At 37.5% G+C, this 15,817-nt stretch carries 15 protein-coding genes; 10 read left to right on the top strand and 5 right to left on the bottom strand.

Annotation, left to right across the window (positions count from 1 at the left end):
- Together ACIQ32_RS08190 and ACIQ32_RS08195 are read left to right on the top strand one after the other, a co-directional pair.
- The coding region (locus ACIQ32_RS08190) for an ABC transporter ATP-binding protein (RefSeq protein ID WP_396195200.1) at window positions 1-706 on the top strand (706 nt) is incomplete at its 5' end.
- A 9-nt stretch (window positions 707-715) separates the two neighbouring features.
- Window positions 716-1,696 (top strand): MlaD family protein, encoded by a 981-nt coding sequence (locus ACIQ32_RS08195; RefSeq protein WP_396195201.1) that lies wholly within the window; start codon window positions 716-718, stop codon window positions 1,694-1,696.
- Window positions 1,697-1,743: 47 nt separating this feature from the next.
- On the opposite strand, the gene ACIQ32_RS08200 is transcribed toward ACIQ32_RS08195, so the two are convergent.
- Together ACIQ32_RS08200 and ACIQ32_RS08205 are read right to left on the bottom strand one after the other, a co-directional pair.
- The gene (locus tag ACIQ32_RS08200) at window positions 1,744-2,361 is read right to left on the bottom strand and encodes a porin family protein (protein WP_396195202.1); all 618 of its coding nucleotides are present in this window, start codon (window positions 2,359-2,361) and stop codon (window positions 1,744-1,746) included.
- A 44-nt stretch (window positions 2,362-2,405) separates the two neighbouring features.
- Entirely contained in the window at window positions 2,406-3,527 is a 1,122-nt protein-coding gene (locus ACIQ32_RS08205; RefSeq protein WP_396195203.1) for a cysteine desulfurase family protein, read from the bottom strand.
- A 91-nt stretch (window positions 3,528-3,618) separates the two neighbouring features.
- Between ACIQ32_RS08205 and ACIQ32_RS08210 the strand changes: the two genes are divergently transcribed.
- From ACIQ32_RS08210 to ACIQ32_RS08235, 6 genes are all read left to right on the top strand, one after another.
- Window positions 3,619-4,569, top strand: coding sequence for a hypothetical protein (locus ACIQ32_RS08210; protein ID WP_396195204.1), 951 nt, complete (start codon window positions 3,619-3,621; stop codon window positions 4,567-4,569).
- Window positions 4,570-4,630: 61 nt separating this feature from the next.
- Entirely contained in the window at window positions 4,631-6,223 is a 1,593-nt protein-coding gene (gene bshC / locus ACIQ32_RS08215) for a bacillithiol biosynthesis cysteine-adding enzyme BshC (RefSeq protein WP_396195205.1), read from the top strand.
- Window positions 6,224-6,326: 103 nt separating this feature from the next.
- Entirely contained in the window at window positions 6,327-7,487 is a 1,161-nt protein-coding gene (locus tag ACIQ32_RS08220) for a T9SS type A sorting domain-containing protein (protein WP_396195206.1), read from the top strand.
- A 72-nt stretch (window positions 7,488-7,559) separates the two neighbouring features.
- The gene (locus tag ACIQ32_RS08225; RefSeq protein ID WP_396195207.1) at window positions 7,560-7,979 is read left to right on the top strand and encodes a nucleoside-diphosphate kinase; all 420 of its coding nucleotides are present in this window, start codon (window positions 7,560-7,562) and stop codon (window positions 7,977-7,979) included.
- 200 nt (window positions 7,980-8,179) lie between these two features.
- Window positions 8,180-8,665 (top strand): DinB family protein, encoded by a 486-nt coding sequence (locus ACIQ32_RS08230; protein WP_396195208.1) that lies wholly within the window; start codon window positions 8,180-8,182, stop codon window positions 8,663-8,665.
- Between the two features lie 267 nt (window positions 8,666-8,932).
- The gene (locus ACIQ32_RS08235; protein WP_396195209.1) at window positions 8,933-9,124 is read left to right on the top strand and encodes a cold-shock protein; all 192 of its coding nucleotides are present in this window, start codon (window positions 8,933-8,935) and stop codon (window positions 9,122-9,124) included.
- A gap of 122 nt (window positions 9,125-9,246) precedes the next feature.
- Here ACIQ32_RS08235 and ACIQ32_RS08240 read toward each other — a convergent pair whose 3' ends face one another.
- Window positions 9,247-11,874, bottom strand: coding sequence for a valine--tRNA ligase (locus tag ACIQ32_RS08240; RefSeq protein ID WP_396195210.1), 2,628 nt, complete (start codon window positions 11,872-11,874; stop codon window positions 9,247-9,249).
- Between the two features lie 320 nt (window positions 11,875-12,194).
- On the opposite strand from ACIQ32_RS08240, the gene ACIQ32_RS08245 reads away from it, so the two are divergent.
- A complete protein-coding gene (locus ACIQ32_RS08245; RefSeq protein ID WP_396195211.1) occupies window positions 12,195-12,629 on the top strand; it encodes a DUF1573 domain-containing protein in 435 nt (144 codons plus the stop codon).
- Between the two features lie 29 nt (window positions 12,630-12,658).
- Here the strand turns inward: ACIQ32_RS08245 and ACIQ32_RS08250 are convergent, their stop codons facing one another.
- Complete coding sequence (locus tag ACIQ32_RS08250; RefSeq protein ID WP_396195212.1) at window positions 12,659-13,993, bottom strand: aspartyl protease family protein; 1,335 nt, start codon at window positions 13,991-13,993, stop codon at window positions 12,659-12,661.
- A gap of 129 nt (window positions 13,994-14,122) precedes the next feature.
- Between ACIQ32_RS08250 and ACIQ32_RS08255 the strand changes: the two genes are divergently transcribed.
- Window positions 14,123-15,316: a pyridoxal phosphate-dependent aminotransferase gene (locus tag ACIQ32_RS08255; protein WP_396195213.1), complete on the top strand. Its 1,194-nt coding sequence runs from the start codon at window positions 14,123-14,125 to the stop codon at window positions 15,314-15,316.
- Window positions 15,317-15,584: 268 nt separating this feature from the next.
- Here ACIQ32_RS08255 and ACIQ32_RS08260 read toward each other — a convergent pair.
- On the bottom strand, window positions 15,585-15,817 hold a 233-nt coding region (locus tag ACIQ32_RS08260; RefSeq protein WP_396195214.1), incomplete at its 5' end, for a T9SS type B sorting domain-containing protein.

Below are 15,817 nucleotides of genomic sequence, written 5' to 3' on the forward strand. Positions count from 1 at the left end.
GCTCCGAAAAAGCTTTGGTGACAATCATGTACTCGAAGGCTTCAATATGGAATTATACGAAGGTGAAAACCTGGTCATCATGGGCAAATCGGGTTCGGGCAAATCGGTAATGATTAAATGCTTAATTGGTTTGGAAGAACCCGACAGCGGAACCATTACCGTAATGGGGAAAAACATCAACCAACTCGAACATTGGGAATTGGATGAATTGCGTACCGAAATCGGCTTTTTGTTTCAAGGCAGTGCTTTGTATGATTCTATGTCGGTTCGAGAAAATTTAGAATTTCCGTTGCGCCGACATACCAAAAAGTTCGGAATCATTGAAGACACTACGCCATTAGTATTGGAAGCGTTGGAAAATGTTGGTCTGGCCCACGCCATCGATTTAATGCCTGCCGAATTATCTGGAGGTATGAAACGTCGTATTGCCTTGGCTCGCACTTTAATACTGCAACCCAAAATCATTTTGTATGACGAACCTACCACTGGTTTAGATCCGATAACTTCCAAAGAAATCATTTTATTAATGATGTCGATACAAAAAAAATATAACACTTCTTCTATTATCATTACCCATGATGTAGATTGCGCAAGAGTCATCGCCAACAGAATGATACTGCTAATAGATAATATTAATTATGCCGAAGGAACATTTGAGGAACTATCAACTTCAGAAGATCCTAAAATCAAAGCCTTTTTTAAATAACTTAGTCCTATGGAAAAAACAGCTTCTCAAAAAATCCGCCTTGGTCTGTTCGTAATTATTGGTCTATCCTTGTTTGTGTTAGCCATTTATTTTATCGGCACCAAACAACAAATGTTTGGCAAAACCGAACCGCTGACGGCTGTTTTTAACAATGTTTCCGGTTTACAATTGGGTAACAATGTTCGCTACTCCGGCATCAACGTTGGAACCGTACGCGGGATAGAAATCATCAACGATTCCACCATTAACGTAGAAATGCAGATTGACCGAACTGTTTTCCCACATATTAAAAAAAATGCTGTAGCAACTATTGGTTCAGATGGATTGGTAGGCAGCGTTATCATCAATATCATTCCGGGTAAAGGAAATGCTCTACCGGTACAATCCGGCGATTTTATCAAATCCAATAATCGCATTCGTACCGATGATATGTTGAGCACTTTGAATGTAACCAATCAAAATGCAGCCCAACTCACCGCTGATTTACTGAAAATAACCAACGATATTCATAACGGAAAAGGAACAATTGGTTTGTTATTGCGCGACTCTGCCATGGCAAACGATTTAAAAACAACAATTTACAATCTTAAAATTACCAGTCAGAAAACCAGTCAAACCATGGACAAACTTAACCGTCAAATAGAGGATTTAGACCACAAAGACAACGTTATTGGTGTTTTAAAAGATACAATGGTTGGCAACAAAATCAGACATATTGTAACCAATTTGGATTCTTCCAGTCAAGAAATTAACAAAGTAGTTTCCAATTTAAATGCAACCATTTCCAACATCAAAGAAGGAAAAGGCGCCATTAACTATTTGTCAAACGATCCGAAATTGGTGAAACAAATTGATTCGACCATGACCAACATCAATCAGGCCAGCCAAAAACTCAATGAGAATTTAGAAGCTTTAAAAAGCAATTTCTTATTCCGTGGTTATTTCAAAAAACAAGAGAAAGCCAAAAAGAAAGCCGCGGCCGGAAAATAATATCCAAAAAAAAAAATCCGCTTCAGAGCAGATTTTTTTTTAAACTATTACTTCATTAAAAAATTGATTCCGACATTTAAACTAGATCGGCTGTTAGTGACACTGGAAAAATCATTTACTTTAAAAACATCGTTAAAACCTCCCTGACCTTCGTATTCAAAAAATAACTTGATTTTATTAGAAACCGGGATTTTCACGCCAATTCCCAACGCCAAACCAAAATCAGTTGGATTAAAAGCGTCTGTTACATCAGTTCCGAAGCGAACATCTTCTGCATTTAACAAAAAACCCACGTAAGGGCCAAACTCTAAAAACCAATTTCTCTTTCTACCGAAATGCCAATTGGCCATAACAGGAACCGTTAAATAATTAATATTGAAATCGGTTACATAATCAAATCCGTTAGTATCTTCCATAAAGCCGTTATCCCAACCCTTTTGGTCGTATATTAACTTTCCTTTGATACTCCATCGCTCTGAGAAATAGTAATCTAAAGATCCGGCAAAGTTAAATCCGGAAGCTTCATCTGCCGAAACATCTGAGTTGGAAATCGTAGAAGCGTTATAACCAACGTTGAAACCAAATTCAACGTCACCTTTCTTTTGGGAAAAGCTTACTGTTGAGAAACTCAAAGCAAGCACTGTGGTTAAAAGTAATTTCTTCATAATATACAATTTAATACCTCAAAAGTAATAAAATCAAACCTGAACTATACTTCTTGCAGCGCTTTTATTAAGTAATCAATATCGGCTTTGGTATTGTAATGACTAAAAGAAATTCGCAAACTGGGTTTAACCAAATCAGCATCCGACAGCATCTCTGCCAACACATGCGAGGGCTTAATACTACCGCTCTGACAGGCGCTACCACGAGAAACCGCGATACCTTTCATATCTAAATTAAACAAAATCATGGCTGTTTTTTCAGCAGAAAATGGTAAAACAACATTTAGAATATTGTAAAAGGTATTTGTTCCGTTGGGCTTTGCTTGAGGAAACGCTGCTTGCAATTCAGCCCAACAATACAATTTTAAGTTTGCAATATATTTGGTTTCTTCTTCCATATGCTCATACGCTAATTCCAAAGCTTTAGCCATACCGGCAATTTGATGTACTGCTTCGGTACCGGCACGCCATCCTTTTTCTTGTTCACCGCCAAAAAGCAACGGTTGCAACACCAAACTCTTACGAACAAAAGCAAAACCTATGCCTTTCGGACCGTGGAATTTGTGTGCACTCGACACCAAAAAGTCAACGGGAAGTTGTTGCAAATCAATTACTGATTTCCCTACAGATTGAACGGTATCGCAATGAAATAAGACATGAGGTACTTGGCAAAGCGATGCAATTTTGGCCACATCGTGAACTACACCGGTTTCGTTATTTACATGCATTAAAGAAACTAATGTTTTGGTTTCGTCTTGTAATAATTCGAACAACTGTTGATAATCTAAACTACCGTCAGTATTAACATTGACAAAATCAACAGTAATACCAAATTCTTCTTCCAGGGCTTTAACCGTGTACAAAGTAGCGTGATGTTCTACTTTGGAAGTAATGATTCTTTTTACGCCAAAATCTTTTACGGCATTTCTCAAAATCCAATTAGTTGCCTCTGTTGCGCTCGATGTAAACACTATTTCAGAAGCCGAACAATGTAGTAACTTGGCAATGGTTTTACGCGAAGTTTCCATCACAGCTTTGGCGCTTCGTCCCGAACTGTGCGTAGAAGACGGATTACCGAAATCAGTTTGCATTACGCGCACCATTTCGTCTATTACTTCCTGACGAATAGGCGTAGTTGCGGCGTTATCAAGATATACTTTTTGCATGGTGCAAATATAAAACGACTATCCTAATTAAATGATAAAAGATACATTTAATAGGGTAAAAAAGTTATTTTTGCTAAAAAATATACCATCCATGAAACGACTATTAGGGATATTCACAGCCTTACTTTTAATCACCGCTTGCGACGACGGTGATTTGACTGTTGACACTATCGATTTTAGCGAAGTAAACGCTCAAAAATGCAGTAGCAGAGACGTAATTTACAAAGTAAAAGATAGCGAAATGCTTATTTTAGCTATCCCGGCCAGTACTTTTATCAATGATGAAACTCCGGAAGGAAATCCCATTGAAGTAAATATCAATAGCACAATTCAAGTCATTTACCGCCAATATAATGGTACCGCGAGTCAGGATAATATTTGCCCAACAATTCCAGCGGCTACGCCTAATTTATTAGAAGAATGGAATGCTACTGCCGGAACGGTACAAATTACAACCACGGCTGTAAAAACAGTTAATGCCACCACCGGAATAACACAAATTACCGGCTACAAACATTTTATTGTTTTCAAAGACATCACTTTCCAAAAACCTAATGGCACACAAGTGTATGAAACTTATACTTTCGGTAACTATACTACTTCGGTTTCTCCTTTAGCTTTCGGTTTTGATGAAGAAGCTGAAAAAAGCACTTGTGATAACCGCATTTTTAATTTCAGTGGTAGTGAATCTTTTGTGCTAGACCTTGCCGATTACAGTACACTATTTCAAAACATTAATACAACTACACCGAGAACCGCATTAATCAGTGCGACCAATAAAGTTGCCTATCGTTTGTTTACAGGAACGGTTAACGATGCCTATTTTTGTGCCTCAGTTACGCCAACCACTCCAACAATGGCTCAGGAATGGTTAGCCAACGATGGTATTACCAATGTGAGCGGTATTATTGAAGTGAGCACTACTACTTTCGGTACCGGTTTTCAACATACGATTCGTTTAAAAAAGGTCACCATGACCAGAGGTAATTCAAATTTTTATTTGGGTGATGATTACCTTTACGGTTCAGTAATCACGCCTTAACTGAAAGTTTAACTTAATTTATTGCTTTTAGGATTTCCGTATTTTTACTAAAAAATTAACCATGCCAACCGACTGTATCAGCTATCAACAATCAGGATATTTCACTAAACTAATCACAGATTATTTAGCGCAAAAACCTGAATTGAAAGCATTGTATAATCGGTTCCCCTCTTTGGAAAATTTTAGTTTGCAGCTTGCGGAAAAAGAGCAAAACTTTAATAGTAAAGACAATAGAAAAACTTTAGTTTCCGCTTTAGAAAAACAATACCAAACATTTGATATTTCGGAAGTTACCCAAAAAAATATTTCGCTTTTGGCCGACAGTAAAACATTCACAATTACTACCGGTCATCAGTTGAATTTATTTACAGGACCGTTGTACTTTTTGTACAAAATTGTTTCTACCATTAACCTTTGTAAGGAACTGAAAGAGGCTTATCCGGATTATAATTTCGTGCCGATTTATTGGATGGCTTCAGAAGACCACGACTTTGAAGAAATCAATTATTTCCATTTCAAACAAACTAAAATCAAATGGAATCGGGAAAGTAACGGACCGGTTGGCCGATTATCTACTGCAGGTTTAGATGAGGTATTTGAAGTTTTTACACGTGAATTAGGGTTAGGCCATAACGCCACTTACTTGCAGTCTTTATTTGATAACAGTTACCTGAAACACGCTACTTTGGCAGACGCTACAAGGTATTTAGCCAATGAATTGTTTGGCAAATACGGTTTGGTAATATTAGATGGCGATGATGCAATTTTAAAACAATTGTTTGTACCCTATGTAGAAAAGGAATTGTTGGACCAATCGGCTTTTGAAAAAGTCATGAAAACCAATAAATCGTTACTTGACTATACCATACAAGTTAATCCTCGTGAAATTAATTTGTTTTACATCGAAGATGCTATTCGAGAGCGTATTGTATTGGAAGACAACGTTTATAAAGTAAACCACACTGATTTGGTTTTTACTAAAGCTGAGATCTTATCACTTTTAAAAAACCATCCTGAAAAGTTTAGTCCGAATGTAATTTTACGACCATTGTACCAAGAAGTTATTTTACCCAATCTTTGTTATGTTGGCGGAGGTGGTGAAATTGCCTATTGGTTACAATTGAAATCGAATTTTGAAGCCAATGCGGTTAGCTTTCCAATACTTTTAGTTAGAAACTCTGCTGTATTAGTAACTCAAAAACAATGGCAAAAAGCGGATAAATTAGGCTTATCATGGGCAGATTTGTTCAATAATCAACAAGATTTATTCAATCAAAAAACCAAAGAGTTGTCGCAATTCAAATTGGATTTTACTCCCCAAAAGGAATACCTTAAACAACAGTTTGCTGCTTTACACGATGTTGCTTTACAAACCGACAAGTCATTCGGTAAGGCCGTAAAAGCGCAGGAGGTCAAACAACTTAAAGGATTAGAAAATTTAGAAAAGCGATTGCTTAAAGCCGAAAAACGGCAACATGCCGATACCTTAGAGCGCATCATACAACTACAAAACGAAATCTTTCCAAACCAATCACTGCAAGAGCGACGCAATAACTTCTCTGAATTTTATTTAGATTACGGCGATGAATTGATTGCCGTAATTTTCGAAAAATTGCGACCATTAGATACCGATTTCATGACTATCTGCTTGTAAAGCAAGAACTTTTCAACACGAAAACGTTTTCGAGTACAGCCTTTTTTTTCCTAATTAAACATTGATTAAATTTAGTCACTAATCAATGTGAAAATCAATCAGTATGAAAAGAACGCTACTTTGTTTATTCTTAATTGTAATTGGATGGAAAGGTAACGCCCAAACGATTTCTATTGTGGGAAGCGGTGTTAACGGTTGGCCGCCAACCAACGGACCGGAAATTACTCTTTCCACCACCGACAATATCACTTACACTATTTCAAATCTTACAATCTCAACCGGTTTGGTGAAATTTCGTCAAAACTACAATTGGGATATCAATTGGGGTGGCAATACTTTTCCAAACGGGCAAGGCACACAAAACGGCCCAGACATTCCTACCATAGCAGGAACTTACGATGTGACTTTAAATCGTGTGAACGGAACCTATACCTTTATTGGAACAGCGGCTTTTCCAAGTATAGGAATTTGGGGACCAGCTGTAGATTCACAAAATGGTTATGGTGGTGCCGATGTAGATATGGTGACCAGCGATGGTATCACTTATACCCTATCTGGCTTTAATTTCAGTAGCGGAAACGCTTATTTCCGTCAGGACAATGCTACCAACTTTGTATGGGGAAGTACAGCTTTTCCAAATGGAACAGCGATATTAAACGGACCGTCAATACCGGTTAATGGAGGAGAATTTTTTGTAACATTTAATCGAATTACCGGTGCCTATAGTTTTAGTTTTCCCAGTATTGGAATCTTAGGTTCAGCATTAGGAGGCTTTGGTGTTGAAGATACCGATTTAGCTACAACTGACGGATTTACTTATACCATATCAAATTTACAAGTGATTACAGGCGAAGTAAAGTTTAGGAAAGATAATACTTGGGCAACCAATTGGGGTTCAACTTCTTTTCCTACCGGAACTGGAATACAAAATGGTCCAAATATCCCTATATCTGGTGGGTTTTACAATGTAACATTTGAAAGAACTTCCGGTAATTATTCGTTTGTCAACTCATTATCAACTCAAGACTTTTCATTAAGTACTGTAAAAATTTATCCAAATCCTGCAGTTTCGCATTGGACTATTCAATCCGAACAAGTTATTGATAAGACAGAATTGATTGACATCACAGGTAAAATTGTTCAAACTGTAGTTCCAAACCAAACTGATTTTACAATCGATGCTAGTAATTTAGCAAGTGGTATTTATTATTTAAAGCTTACATCAGCTTTGAATAGTATGGTTCAAAAAATAATAAAACATTGATGTAAATTCTATTTTTGATAATGATTTAAAAACGTTACTTTTGCACCCGAATTTAAAATCAATTCTATCAAAATGGCAACAAACAGAACTTTTACCATGATTAAACCGGATGCTGTAGAAAACGGACACATCGGTGGTATCTTAAATATGATTACTGAAGGTGGTTTCAGAATTGTAGCAATGAAATTAACGCAATTGACTGTAGCTGATGCTCAAAAATTCTACGCAGTTCACTCGGCTCGTCCGTTTTTTGGTGAGTTAGTAGAGTTTATGACTCGCGGTCCAATTGTAGCAGCTATCTTAGAAAAAGAGAATGCTGTAGAGGATTTCAGAACTTTGATCGGAGCTACTAACCCGGCTGATGCTGCGGAAGGAACCATCCGTAAAAAATATGCAACTTCCATCGGAGAAAACGCTGTACACGGTTCTGACTCTGACGAAAATGCTGCTATCGAAGGTGCTTTTCACTTTGCAGGAAGAGAACAGTTCTAGCAAACAGCGCTCAGTGAGCAGTTTAAAATATTAAAAATCTCGTTTCCCAAGAAACGGGATTTTTTTTTGACAACAAATAGCGTTACCTGCCCAACTATCCATAAAAGTTATATCTTAGCCTAATGCACTATTACTTAGCTTGTCTAGCATATAGTGGTATCAATTTCTAACCTGTTACAAAATATTATTTGAAATATACTATGAGCAGAAACATTACCCTTGCAGACCGACTTCGGGAAGTATTTCTAAACGGATACTGGATTGCCAACACCAACTACAAGGATCAAATCCAAAGTTGTACCTGGCGACAAGCTTCACAAAAAATGGGTACGTTTAACACCATAGCTGCTTTGACTTTCCACATCAACTATTATCTAAATGGATTGCTCAACGCCTTTGAAAACGGAAAACTAGAAATAAGCGACAAGTTCAGTTTTGAAGCACCGCCGATAAACTCTGAAGCCGATTGGACAAGAATGGCAAATGAACTACTCAACAATGCCGACAAGTTTGCCAATGTTGTAGAACAAATGGAAGACAGTAGATTCGACCATCCCTTCATAGACCCAAAATACGGAACAATACTCCGAAACATCGAAGGCGTATTGGAACACAGCTACTATCATCTGGGACAAATAGCTTTGCTCAGAAAAATGACACTACAGCAAGAACAGTATAAGAATTAGAATAAAACATAACCTTAGCTTTCCTCCTACCTTTATTGAGACCTTTGTGTTAACAAAAGTTGGTTACCTAGTGATTTGCGGAGAATGAAAAAATCTACCTTCTGCTTGTACCAAAAGCCATCTTTTAGTGCGATTGATTCAAATAAAAACATTGAAAAATATTTACAATATAATCGCTTTAATTAGTATTTTTTTAATAAATTTTATTTTTTATTGTAAAATCAATAATAAAGACTATCTTTACCCCATATTAATACAATATTTATTATGAACGAAGGAACAATTAAATTTTTCAATGAAGCTAAAGGCTTCGGTTTTATCACACCAAACAACGGGAGTCAAGATGTTTTTGTACACGTTACAGGCCTTAACGGTCCGGTACGCGAAAATGACGCAGTGACTTATGCTGTTGAAAATGGTCAGAAAGGCCCACATGCAGTTAATGTAAACGTTATCTAAGATATATATTTACCTTTACCAACTAAGCCGGTCTTCTTGAAGATCGGCTTTTTTATTGGTCTTAATAATATTATGTCCTTGCGAAAGGCAAAAAAACAAAAAAGCCCCAATCGGGGCTTTTTCTATTTCAAACTATTCAAACTCTGTTCTATCGTGGCAATCTTCGCCAACGCATCAGCTTCTTTTTTGCGTTCGTTATCAATGACTTGTGGTGGTGCACCCGACACAAATTTTTCGTTAGCTAGTTTGCCTTGTACACTGCGCAAGAAACCTTGAGTATACTTTAACTCTTCGGTTAACTTGGCAATTTCCGCAGCTATGTCAATATTACCTGATACCGGAATAAAGTATTCGTTTGATTTGACACGGTAAGTTAAAGCACCATCTACTTTATCAGTTACATATTCCAAGTCGGATAGATTGCCTAATTTTACAATCACACTGTCAAAATAAGTTGAGGCGTTTTCATGGTTTACTGCCATTAAAGCTACTGCATCTTTCATAGCAATGTTTTTCTCTTTGCGGATGGTTCTGATACCGGCTATGACTTCGGCAGCAAAATCAAAATCAGTTATTAGCTTGGTATCAAAAGATATGGCTTTAGGATACTCTGCTATAATTAAGGCTTGCTCCGGTGTTCTTTCAGCTATATACTGCCAAATTTCCTCGGTTAAGAACGGCATAAACGGATGCAACAACTTTAAGTTGGCTTCTAACATTTCAATCGCTTTATCAAATGTCGCACGGTCGATTGGTTGTTGGTACGCAGGTTTTATCATTTCTAAGAACCACGAACAGAAATCATCCCAAACCAATTTATAGATACTCATCAAAGCATCAGACAAACGATACTTATCGAAATGGTCTTCTATTTCAACCAAAGTTTGTTGCAACTTGGCTTCGTACCATTCAATAGCCACTTTTGAACTTTCAGGTTGTGCAATATCAGCTACTTCCCAACCTTTGATAAGTCGGAACGCATTCCAAATTTTATTAGCAAAGGCTTTCCCGTTGTTGCACAATTCTTCGTCAAACAAAATGTCGTTTCCGGCCGAAGCACTCAACAACAAACCTACACGTACGCCATCGGCACCAAATTTTTCAATCAGTTCCAATGGTTCAGGCGAATTGCCCAGTGACTTCGACATTTTTCGGCGTTGTTTGTCGCGCACCAATCCGGTTAAATATACATTGGTAAACGGTTTTTTACCGGTGTATTCGTAACCTGCAATAATCATACGCGCTACCCAAAAGAACAAAATGTCCGGTCCGGTAACCAAATCATTGGTAGGATAATAGTATTTAAAATCTTCATTTTCCGGCTCCATGATTCCGCCAAAGACGGCCATTGGCCACAACCAAGAAGAAAACCAAGTATCGAGGGCATCGGCGTCTTGAGTGAGGTTGTCGATTGTTAGTTGTTGGTTATTGGTTTTTTCCTGAGCTAGTCTTAAAGCATCCTCTATGTTTTCAGCCACCACAAAATCTTCTTTGCCGTCACCGTAATAGTAGGCAGGAATTTGTTGTCCCCACCACAATTGGCGCGAAATGTTCCAATCGCGAATGTTTTCTAACCAATGACGGTAAGTATTGTTGAAACGCGACGGATACAATTTAATTTCTTCAGTTTCCAATACCGCTTTGATGGCCGGTTTTACCAAATCTTCCATGCTTAGAAACCATTGGTCGGACAAGCGTGGTTCAATAACGGCTTTGGTTCTTTCTGAAGTGCCGACTTTATTCAAGTGGTTTTCGGTTTTGGCCAAAGCGCCTATGTTTTCTAATTCTATAGCGATTTCTTCACGCACTACAAAGCGATCTTTGCCTTGGTAATGCAAACCATATGAATTCAAGGAAGCATCTTCGTTAAAGATGTCGATGATTTCTAAATTGTGTTTTTCGCCTAAGGTTTTATCATTTATATCGTGGGCCGGAGTTACTTTTAAACAACCGGTACCAAATTCCATATCCACATAATCGTCGAAAATAATAGGGATTACTCGGTTGCAAATGGGCACTATAGCGTTTTTGCCTTTCAAATGTGTATAACGCTCATCATCAGGATGGATACAAATGGCAGTATCACCTAAAATCGTTTCCGGACGTGTTGTTGCAATCGTTACAAACTCATTTGAATTTTCAATAGCGTATTTTAAATGGTATAATTTTCCTTGTCTTTCTTCGTAGATTACTTCTTCGTCGGACAAAGTAGTCTTGGCTTCAGGATCCCAATTTACCATGCGGTAACCTCGGTAAATCAATCCTTTATTGTATAAGTCTACAAAAGAACGAATTACGGAAGCCGACATATCCGGATCCATCGTAAACTTGGTTCGGTCCCAATCGCAAGAACAACCCAATTGTTTTAACTGCTCTAAGATAGTACCGCCATATTTGTTGGTCCAATCCCAAGCGTGTTTCAGAAACTCCTCACGGGTTAAATCGTTTTTATTGATGCCTTCGCTTTTCAACTTGGCTACTACTTTAGCTTCCGTGGCAATAGACGCGTGGTCGGTACCGGGAACCCAACAAGCATTAAATCCTTTCAAACGCGCACGACGGATTAACACGTCTTGAATTGTATTATTCAACATATGTCCCATGTGCAATACTCCGGTCACATTAGGTGGCGGAATGGTAATGGTATAGGGTTGACGGTGGTCGGGTTTGGAATGAAAATAGTTGTTTTTCATCCAGTAATCGTACCATTTTTTTTCTACTTCTTTGGCGTTGAATTGTGATGGAATCATATGATTTTAGATATCAGAATTTAGATTTAAAATTTAAGATTACAGAGGTACCGGAAGATTCTTTTTAGCCCTGATGGTCGTGGAAATCCTTTTTAATTGCCGAGGGTTTTAAACCCTTGGTGGTTAAAAAGATTGCAACAGACAGCAGGAACACGGATAACAAAAATACACAGACCACTCGCTCCTATCCTTCTGGCACGCCTTTTGTAAACTGAACTGCAAAAGTAACTAATAAAGACTTTAGAAAAAATTAAGAATTAAATTTTTGTGTATTAATTTAAACCGAGTACTTTTACTTACCAAATGTAAATTTTTGACCTATGAAGAAATTGATACTTATTGTGGCAGTCCTTGTAAATGCAGTGGTTTTTGCCCAAACTGGTCCCAAAATTGAGTTTAAAGACAAAGACAATACCATAGATTACGGTAAAGTCACTAAAGAAGAAGACAGTGGAATTCGCTTTTTTGAATTTACCAATACCGGTGATGCGCCGCTGATTATTTCTAATGTACAATCGAGTTGTGGTTGTACCATTCCTTCAAAACCTACAGAGCCGATTTTGCCGGGAAAAACCGGAAAGATTGAGGTGAAATATAATATGAATCCCGGACCAATCAGAAAAACCATTACTGTGGAAAGCAATGCGGTGAATGTAGATGAAGGTCGTGTAGCCTTAAAAATTAAAGGCGAAGTAATTGTAAAACCGGTTGAAAACCTGCTGGAGAAAAAAACAAAAAGTCCGATGATGCAATAATATAAACTCCCTAATCCAAGGGAGTTTTTTTATAAAATACTTTTGAGTTGGAATTTGTATTTTAAGTTTACCCCTTTTCGATCTACTGTAATTTCAATGGTTTTACCGTCTTCGGATTTGAGAAGCTCATTGATCTTTTCTAAGGTGAGGTAATGTGCATTCTTGCCGTTAATTTTGAGGATTCTATCTCCATTTTGAAGCCCTGCTAACTGTGCTGTTGAACCATCTCTCACATTGAAAATTCTGAAAACAGGTTTTAGCTCAAACTTAATTTTAAGGTTATCTTGTAAATGACTTTCACTGTTAAAATTGGCTTTATAAACAGCCGCAGAAGTTTTTCTGTCTTGGTAATCTTGGGCAACCCATTCTAAACCATCGTGTTGAACTTCGAGACCGCTCATATTAAAATTAAAGGGTGCTTTTATTTTATTGCCTGGTTTAGAATATACACTATTACTTGCGTAGTCAAAGACAACATTAAATCTGGAAAGTACTTCGCCTCCTAAAGAACCTACTCTATCCGCAACAAAATTAACACTGCGAACAGAAGTCGAGTCGGGGAAAGTGCCTATTGGATTACTGAAGGTTTGATTTCCGAAAGTAAATTGATTGATTCTGGCTCTTTTTCCGTAAACATTACCGCTGAAACCACGACCTAAAAAACAGTTTATATTTTTTTCTGGCAACGCTAAATCTTGGGTCTCACTCAAAAATAACCAAATAGCATCACTGTTACCGGTATCAATGAGCATCTTGGACAGTCGGGTTTGCCGGGTTGTACTTACAGTAGATAAGTAATAAGGTTTGCTATTTTCAATGGAAATTGTATCTTTTTGATAAGTCTTACTGAGACGCTTTTTGATTTTTGAATACGATTGGTCATAAACAATAACTTTTTTATGATCGTAATCAATTTCTACTAAATGATTTTTAAAAAAATGATAGCCTATAATTCCGTTAACGGGAATACCTACTTGAGATGAAAAATTAAATTCTTGGTCGAGGATTAAATATATTTCGTGTTCATTGTCTGTAAATCCGGCTGTTTCAAATTTGTTTTTAGAAGATTTATATGCTTCCACTGCTTCGTTAGCACCCAAACCTCTAAGCATAATCTTTTCCAATTGATATAAACTTACTTCTTCTTTGTCGTCTAGACTAAAAAGCACTGTTTCCTCCACTCCGGTGTCCAGTAAAAAGGTTAATGTTTCCCCGTTGACTTTAATTGGAATAAAAATCAAGTTGTTAATGAGCTGAAATGGGATAACTGCTTTTTTTTTATGATTTTGAAAGTAAAAACCCGACTGACTCCAGCACGCGTTGAAAGTCATTAAAAACAGTATAAAAGAGTAAAAGAATCTCATTCAAAGTGATTTTGGTTAAATTTAATAAAAAACAGTAGTGAATAATTAATTTTAACAATTTTTAAAGCCTATAAGGAATTGCTTTCAAGCTAAAAAAATCGCAAATTTGCAACACTAAATTTCAACAACATGCCTAATATTTCCATTAAAGGTCAGCAAATGCCTGAATCGCCCATTCGTAAGTTGGTGCCGTATTCTGAAATTGCGAAGAAAAAAGGACACAAAGTATACCATTTAAATATTGGTCAACCCGATATAAAAACGCCCGATGTAGCCCTGAATGCAGTAAAAAATGCTGACATTAAGGTTTTAGAATACAGTCACTCAGCCGGTTTTGAAAGTTACCGAACCAAATTATCCGCCTATTACAAATCACACGGTCTGCCTATAGACGTAGCCGATATCATCATCACAACCGGTGGTTCCGAAGCCTTACTTTTTGCCATGGGAAGCACTATGGATACAGGTGATGAAATTATCATTCCGGAGCCGTTTTATGCTAATTATAATGGGTTTTCAATTGCATCCGGCGTTAAAGTAGTTCCGGTAATTTCTACCATAGACGAAGGTTTTGCCTTGCCGCCAATAGCCGCTTTTGAAAAATTGATTACCCCAAAAACCAAAGCCATTTTAATTTGCAATCCCGGTAATCCAACCGGCTATTTATACTCTAAAGAAGAAATCATGCAATTGGCAGAAATCGTAAAGAAACACGATTTATTTCTCATAGCCGACGAAGTATACCGCGAATTTATTTACGACCAATCCGAAAAACACCATTCGGTTATGAATGTTCCCGGTTTGGAAGAACACGCCATTATGATTGATTCGGTTTCTAAACGATACAGTATGTGCGGTGCCCGAATTGGTTGTATCGTGTCTAAAAACAAAGCAGTTATGGCTACGGCTATGAAATTTGCACAAGCGCGATTGAGTCCGCCAACCTATGCCCAAATTGCCAGCGAAGCCGCTTTAGAAACACCTCAAAGTTATTTTGACGATGTAATTGCCGAGTACAAAGACCGCAGAGATACTTTGGTAACCGAACTACAAAAAATTGAAGGTGTAAAAGTAGCTACCCCAAAAGGGGCTTTCTACTGTATAGCGCAGTTGCCTGTGAAAAACGCCGATGATTTCGCACAATGGTTGTTAGAGTCATATGACAACAACGGCGAAACGGTTATGGTCGCTCCTGCAGCCGGTTTCTACTCAACACCCGGGGTTGGTTTAAATGAAGTTCGTATCGCTTATGTTCTCAAAAAAGAAGATTTAATACGCTCGGTGGCCATTTTAAAAGAGGCTTTAAAAGTGTACAACTCTTAATTATAAAAATTGACCTTAAAAAACGCTTCAATCTTTGAGGCGTTTTTTTTTGGAGCACACCTTTGGTCTTTCTTTCACTCCTGCTCCCGCTATCCGTTACAATCTCTACGAGGATTTCCACTCCTATCGGGGCTAGATTCACGTTAGGTAGTTCATTAGATCAAACACACCACAAGTACTAATACATTGATACATTGTTACATTCCATAATAACCATAAAAAAAACACCCGCTCATCTAAACGGGTGTTTTTTTTATTTTCAATTGGTCTATCGTTTTAACGTAAAGTGCGCTTTAAACTGCTTCATAGTTCCTTGCTCCGGATAATCTACCGTAAACCAGTAATCCGTGGCAGGCATTAACTGTCCGTTAAACGTTCCGTCCCAACCGTCACCTGCCGAACTAATCTGTTTAATTAGTTTACCGAAGCGGTCAAATATATAAATTTTTGTTGTATTGGCATAATTAAATAATCCGCTTACGTTCCATTTGTCATGGAAAC

The sequence above is a fragment of the Flavobacterium sp. genome (genome assembly GCF_044373165.1).
Lineage (GTDB): Bacteria > Bacteroidota > Bacteroidia > Flavobacteriales > Flavobacteriaceae > Flavobacterium.

Coding starts and splice junctions, on each gene's coding strand:
- ACIQ32_RS08195 (WP_396195201.1), top strand. CDS start 716: ATGGAAAAAACAGCTTCTCAAAAAATCCGCCTTGGTCTGTTCGTAATT.
- ACIQ32_RS08200 (WP_396195202.1), bottom strand. CDS start 2,361: ATGAAGAAATTACTTTTAACCACAGTGCTTGCTTTGAGTTTCTCAACA.
- ACIQ32_RS08205 (WP_396195203.1), bottom strand. CDS start 3,527: ATGCAAAAAGTATATCTTGATAACGCCGCAACTACGCCTATTCGTCAG.
- ACIQ32_RS08210 (WP_396195204.1), top strand. CDS start 3,619: ATGAAACGACTATTAGGGATATTCACAGCCTTACTTTTAATCACCGCT.
- bshC (WP_396195205.1), top strand. CDS start 4,631: ATGCCAACCGACTGTATCAGCTATCAACAATCAGGATATTTCACTAAA.
- ACIQ32_RS08220 (WP_396195206.1), top strand. CDS start 6,327: ATGAAAAGAACGCTACTTTGTTTATTCTTAATTGTAATTGGATGGAAA.
- ACIQ32_RS08225 (WP_396195207.1), top strand. CDS start 7,560: ATGGCAACAAACAGAACTTTTACCATGATTAAACCGGATGCTGTAGAA.
- ACIQ32_RS08230 (WP_396195208.1), top strand. CDS start 8,180: ATGAGCAGAAACATTACCCTTGCAGACCGACTTCGGGAAGTATTTCTA.
- ACIQ32_RS08235 (WP_396195209.1), top strand. CDS start 8,933: ATGAACGAAGGAACAATTAAATTTTTCAATGAAGCTAAAGGCTTCGGT.
- ACIQ32_RS08240 (WP_396195210.1), bottom strand. CDS start 11,874: ATGATTCCATCACAATTCAACGCCAAAGAAGTAGAAAAAAAATGGTAC.
- ACIQ32_RS08245 (WP_396195211.1), top strand. CDS start 12,195: ATGAAGAAATTGATACTTATTGTGGCAGTCCTTGTAAATGCAGTGGTT.
- ACIQ32_RS08250 (WP_396195212.1), bottom strand. CDS start 13,993: ATGAGATTCTTTTACTCTTTTATACTGTTTTTAATGACTTTCAACGCG.
- ACIQ32_RS08255 (WP_396195213.1), top strand. CDS start 14,123: ATGCCTAATATTTCCATTAAAGGTCAGCAAATGCCTGAATCGCCCATT.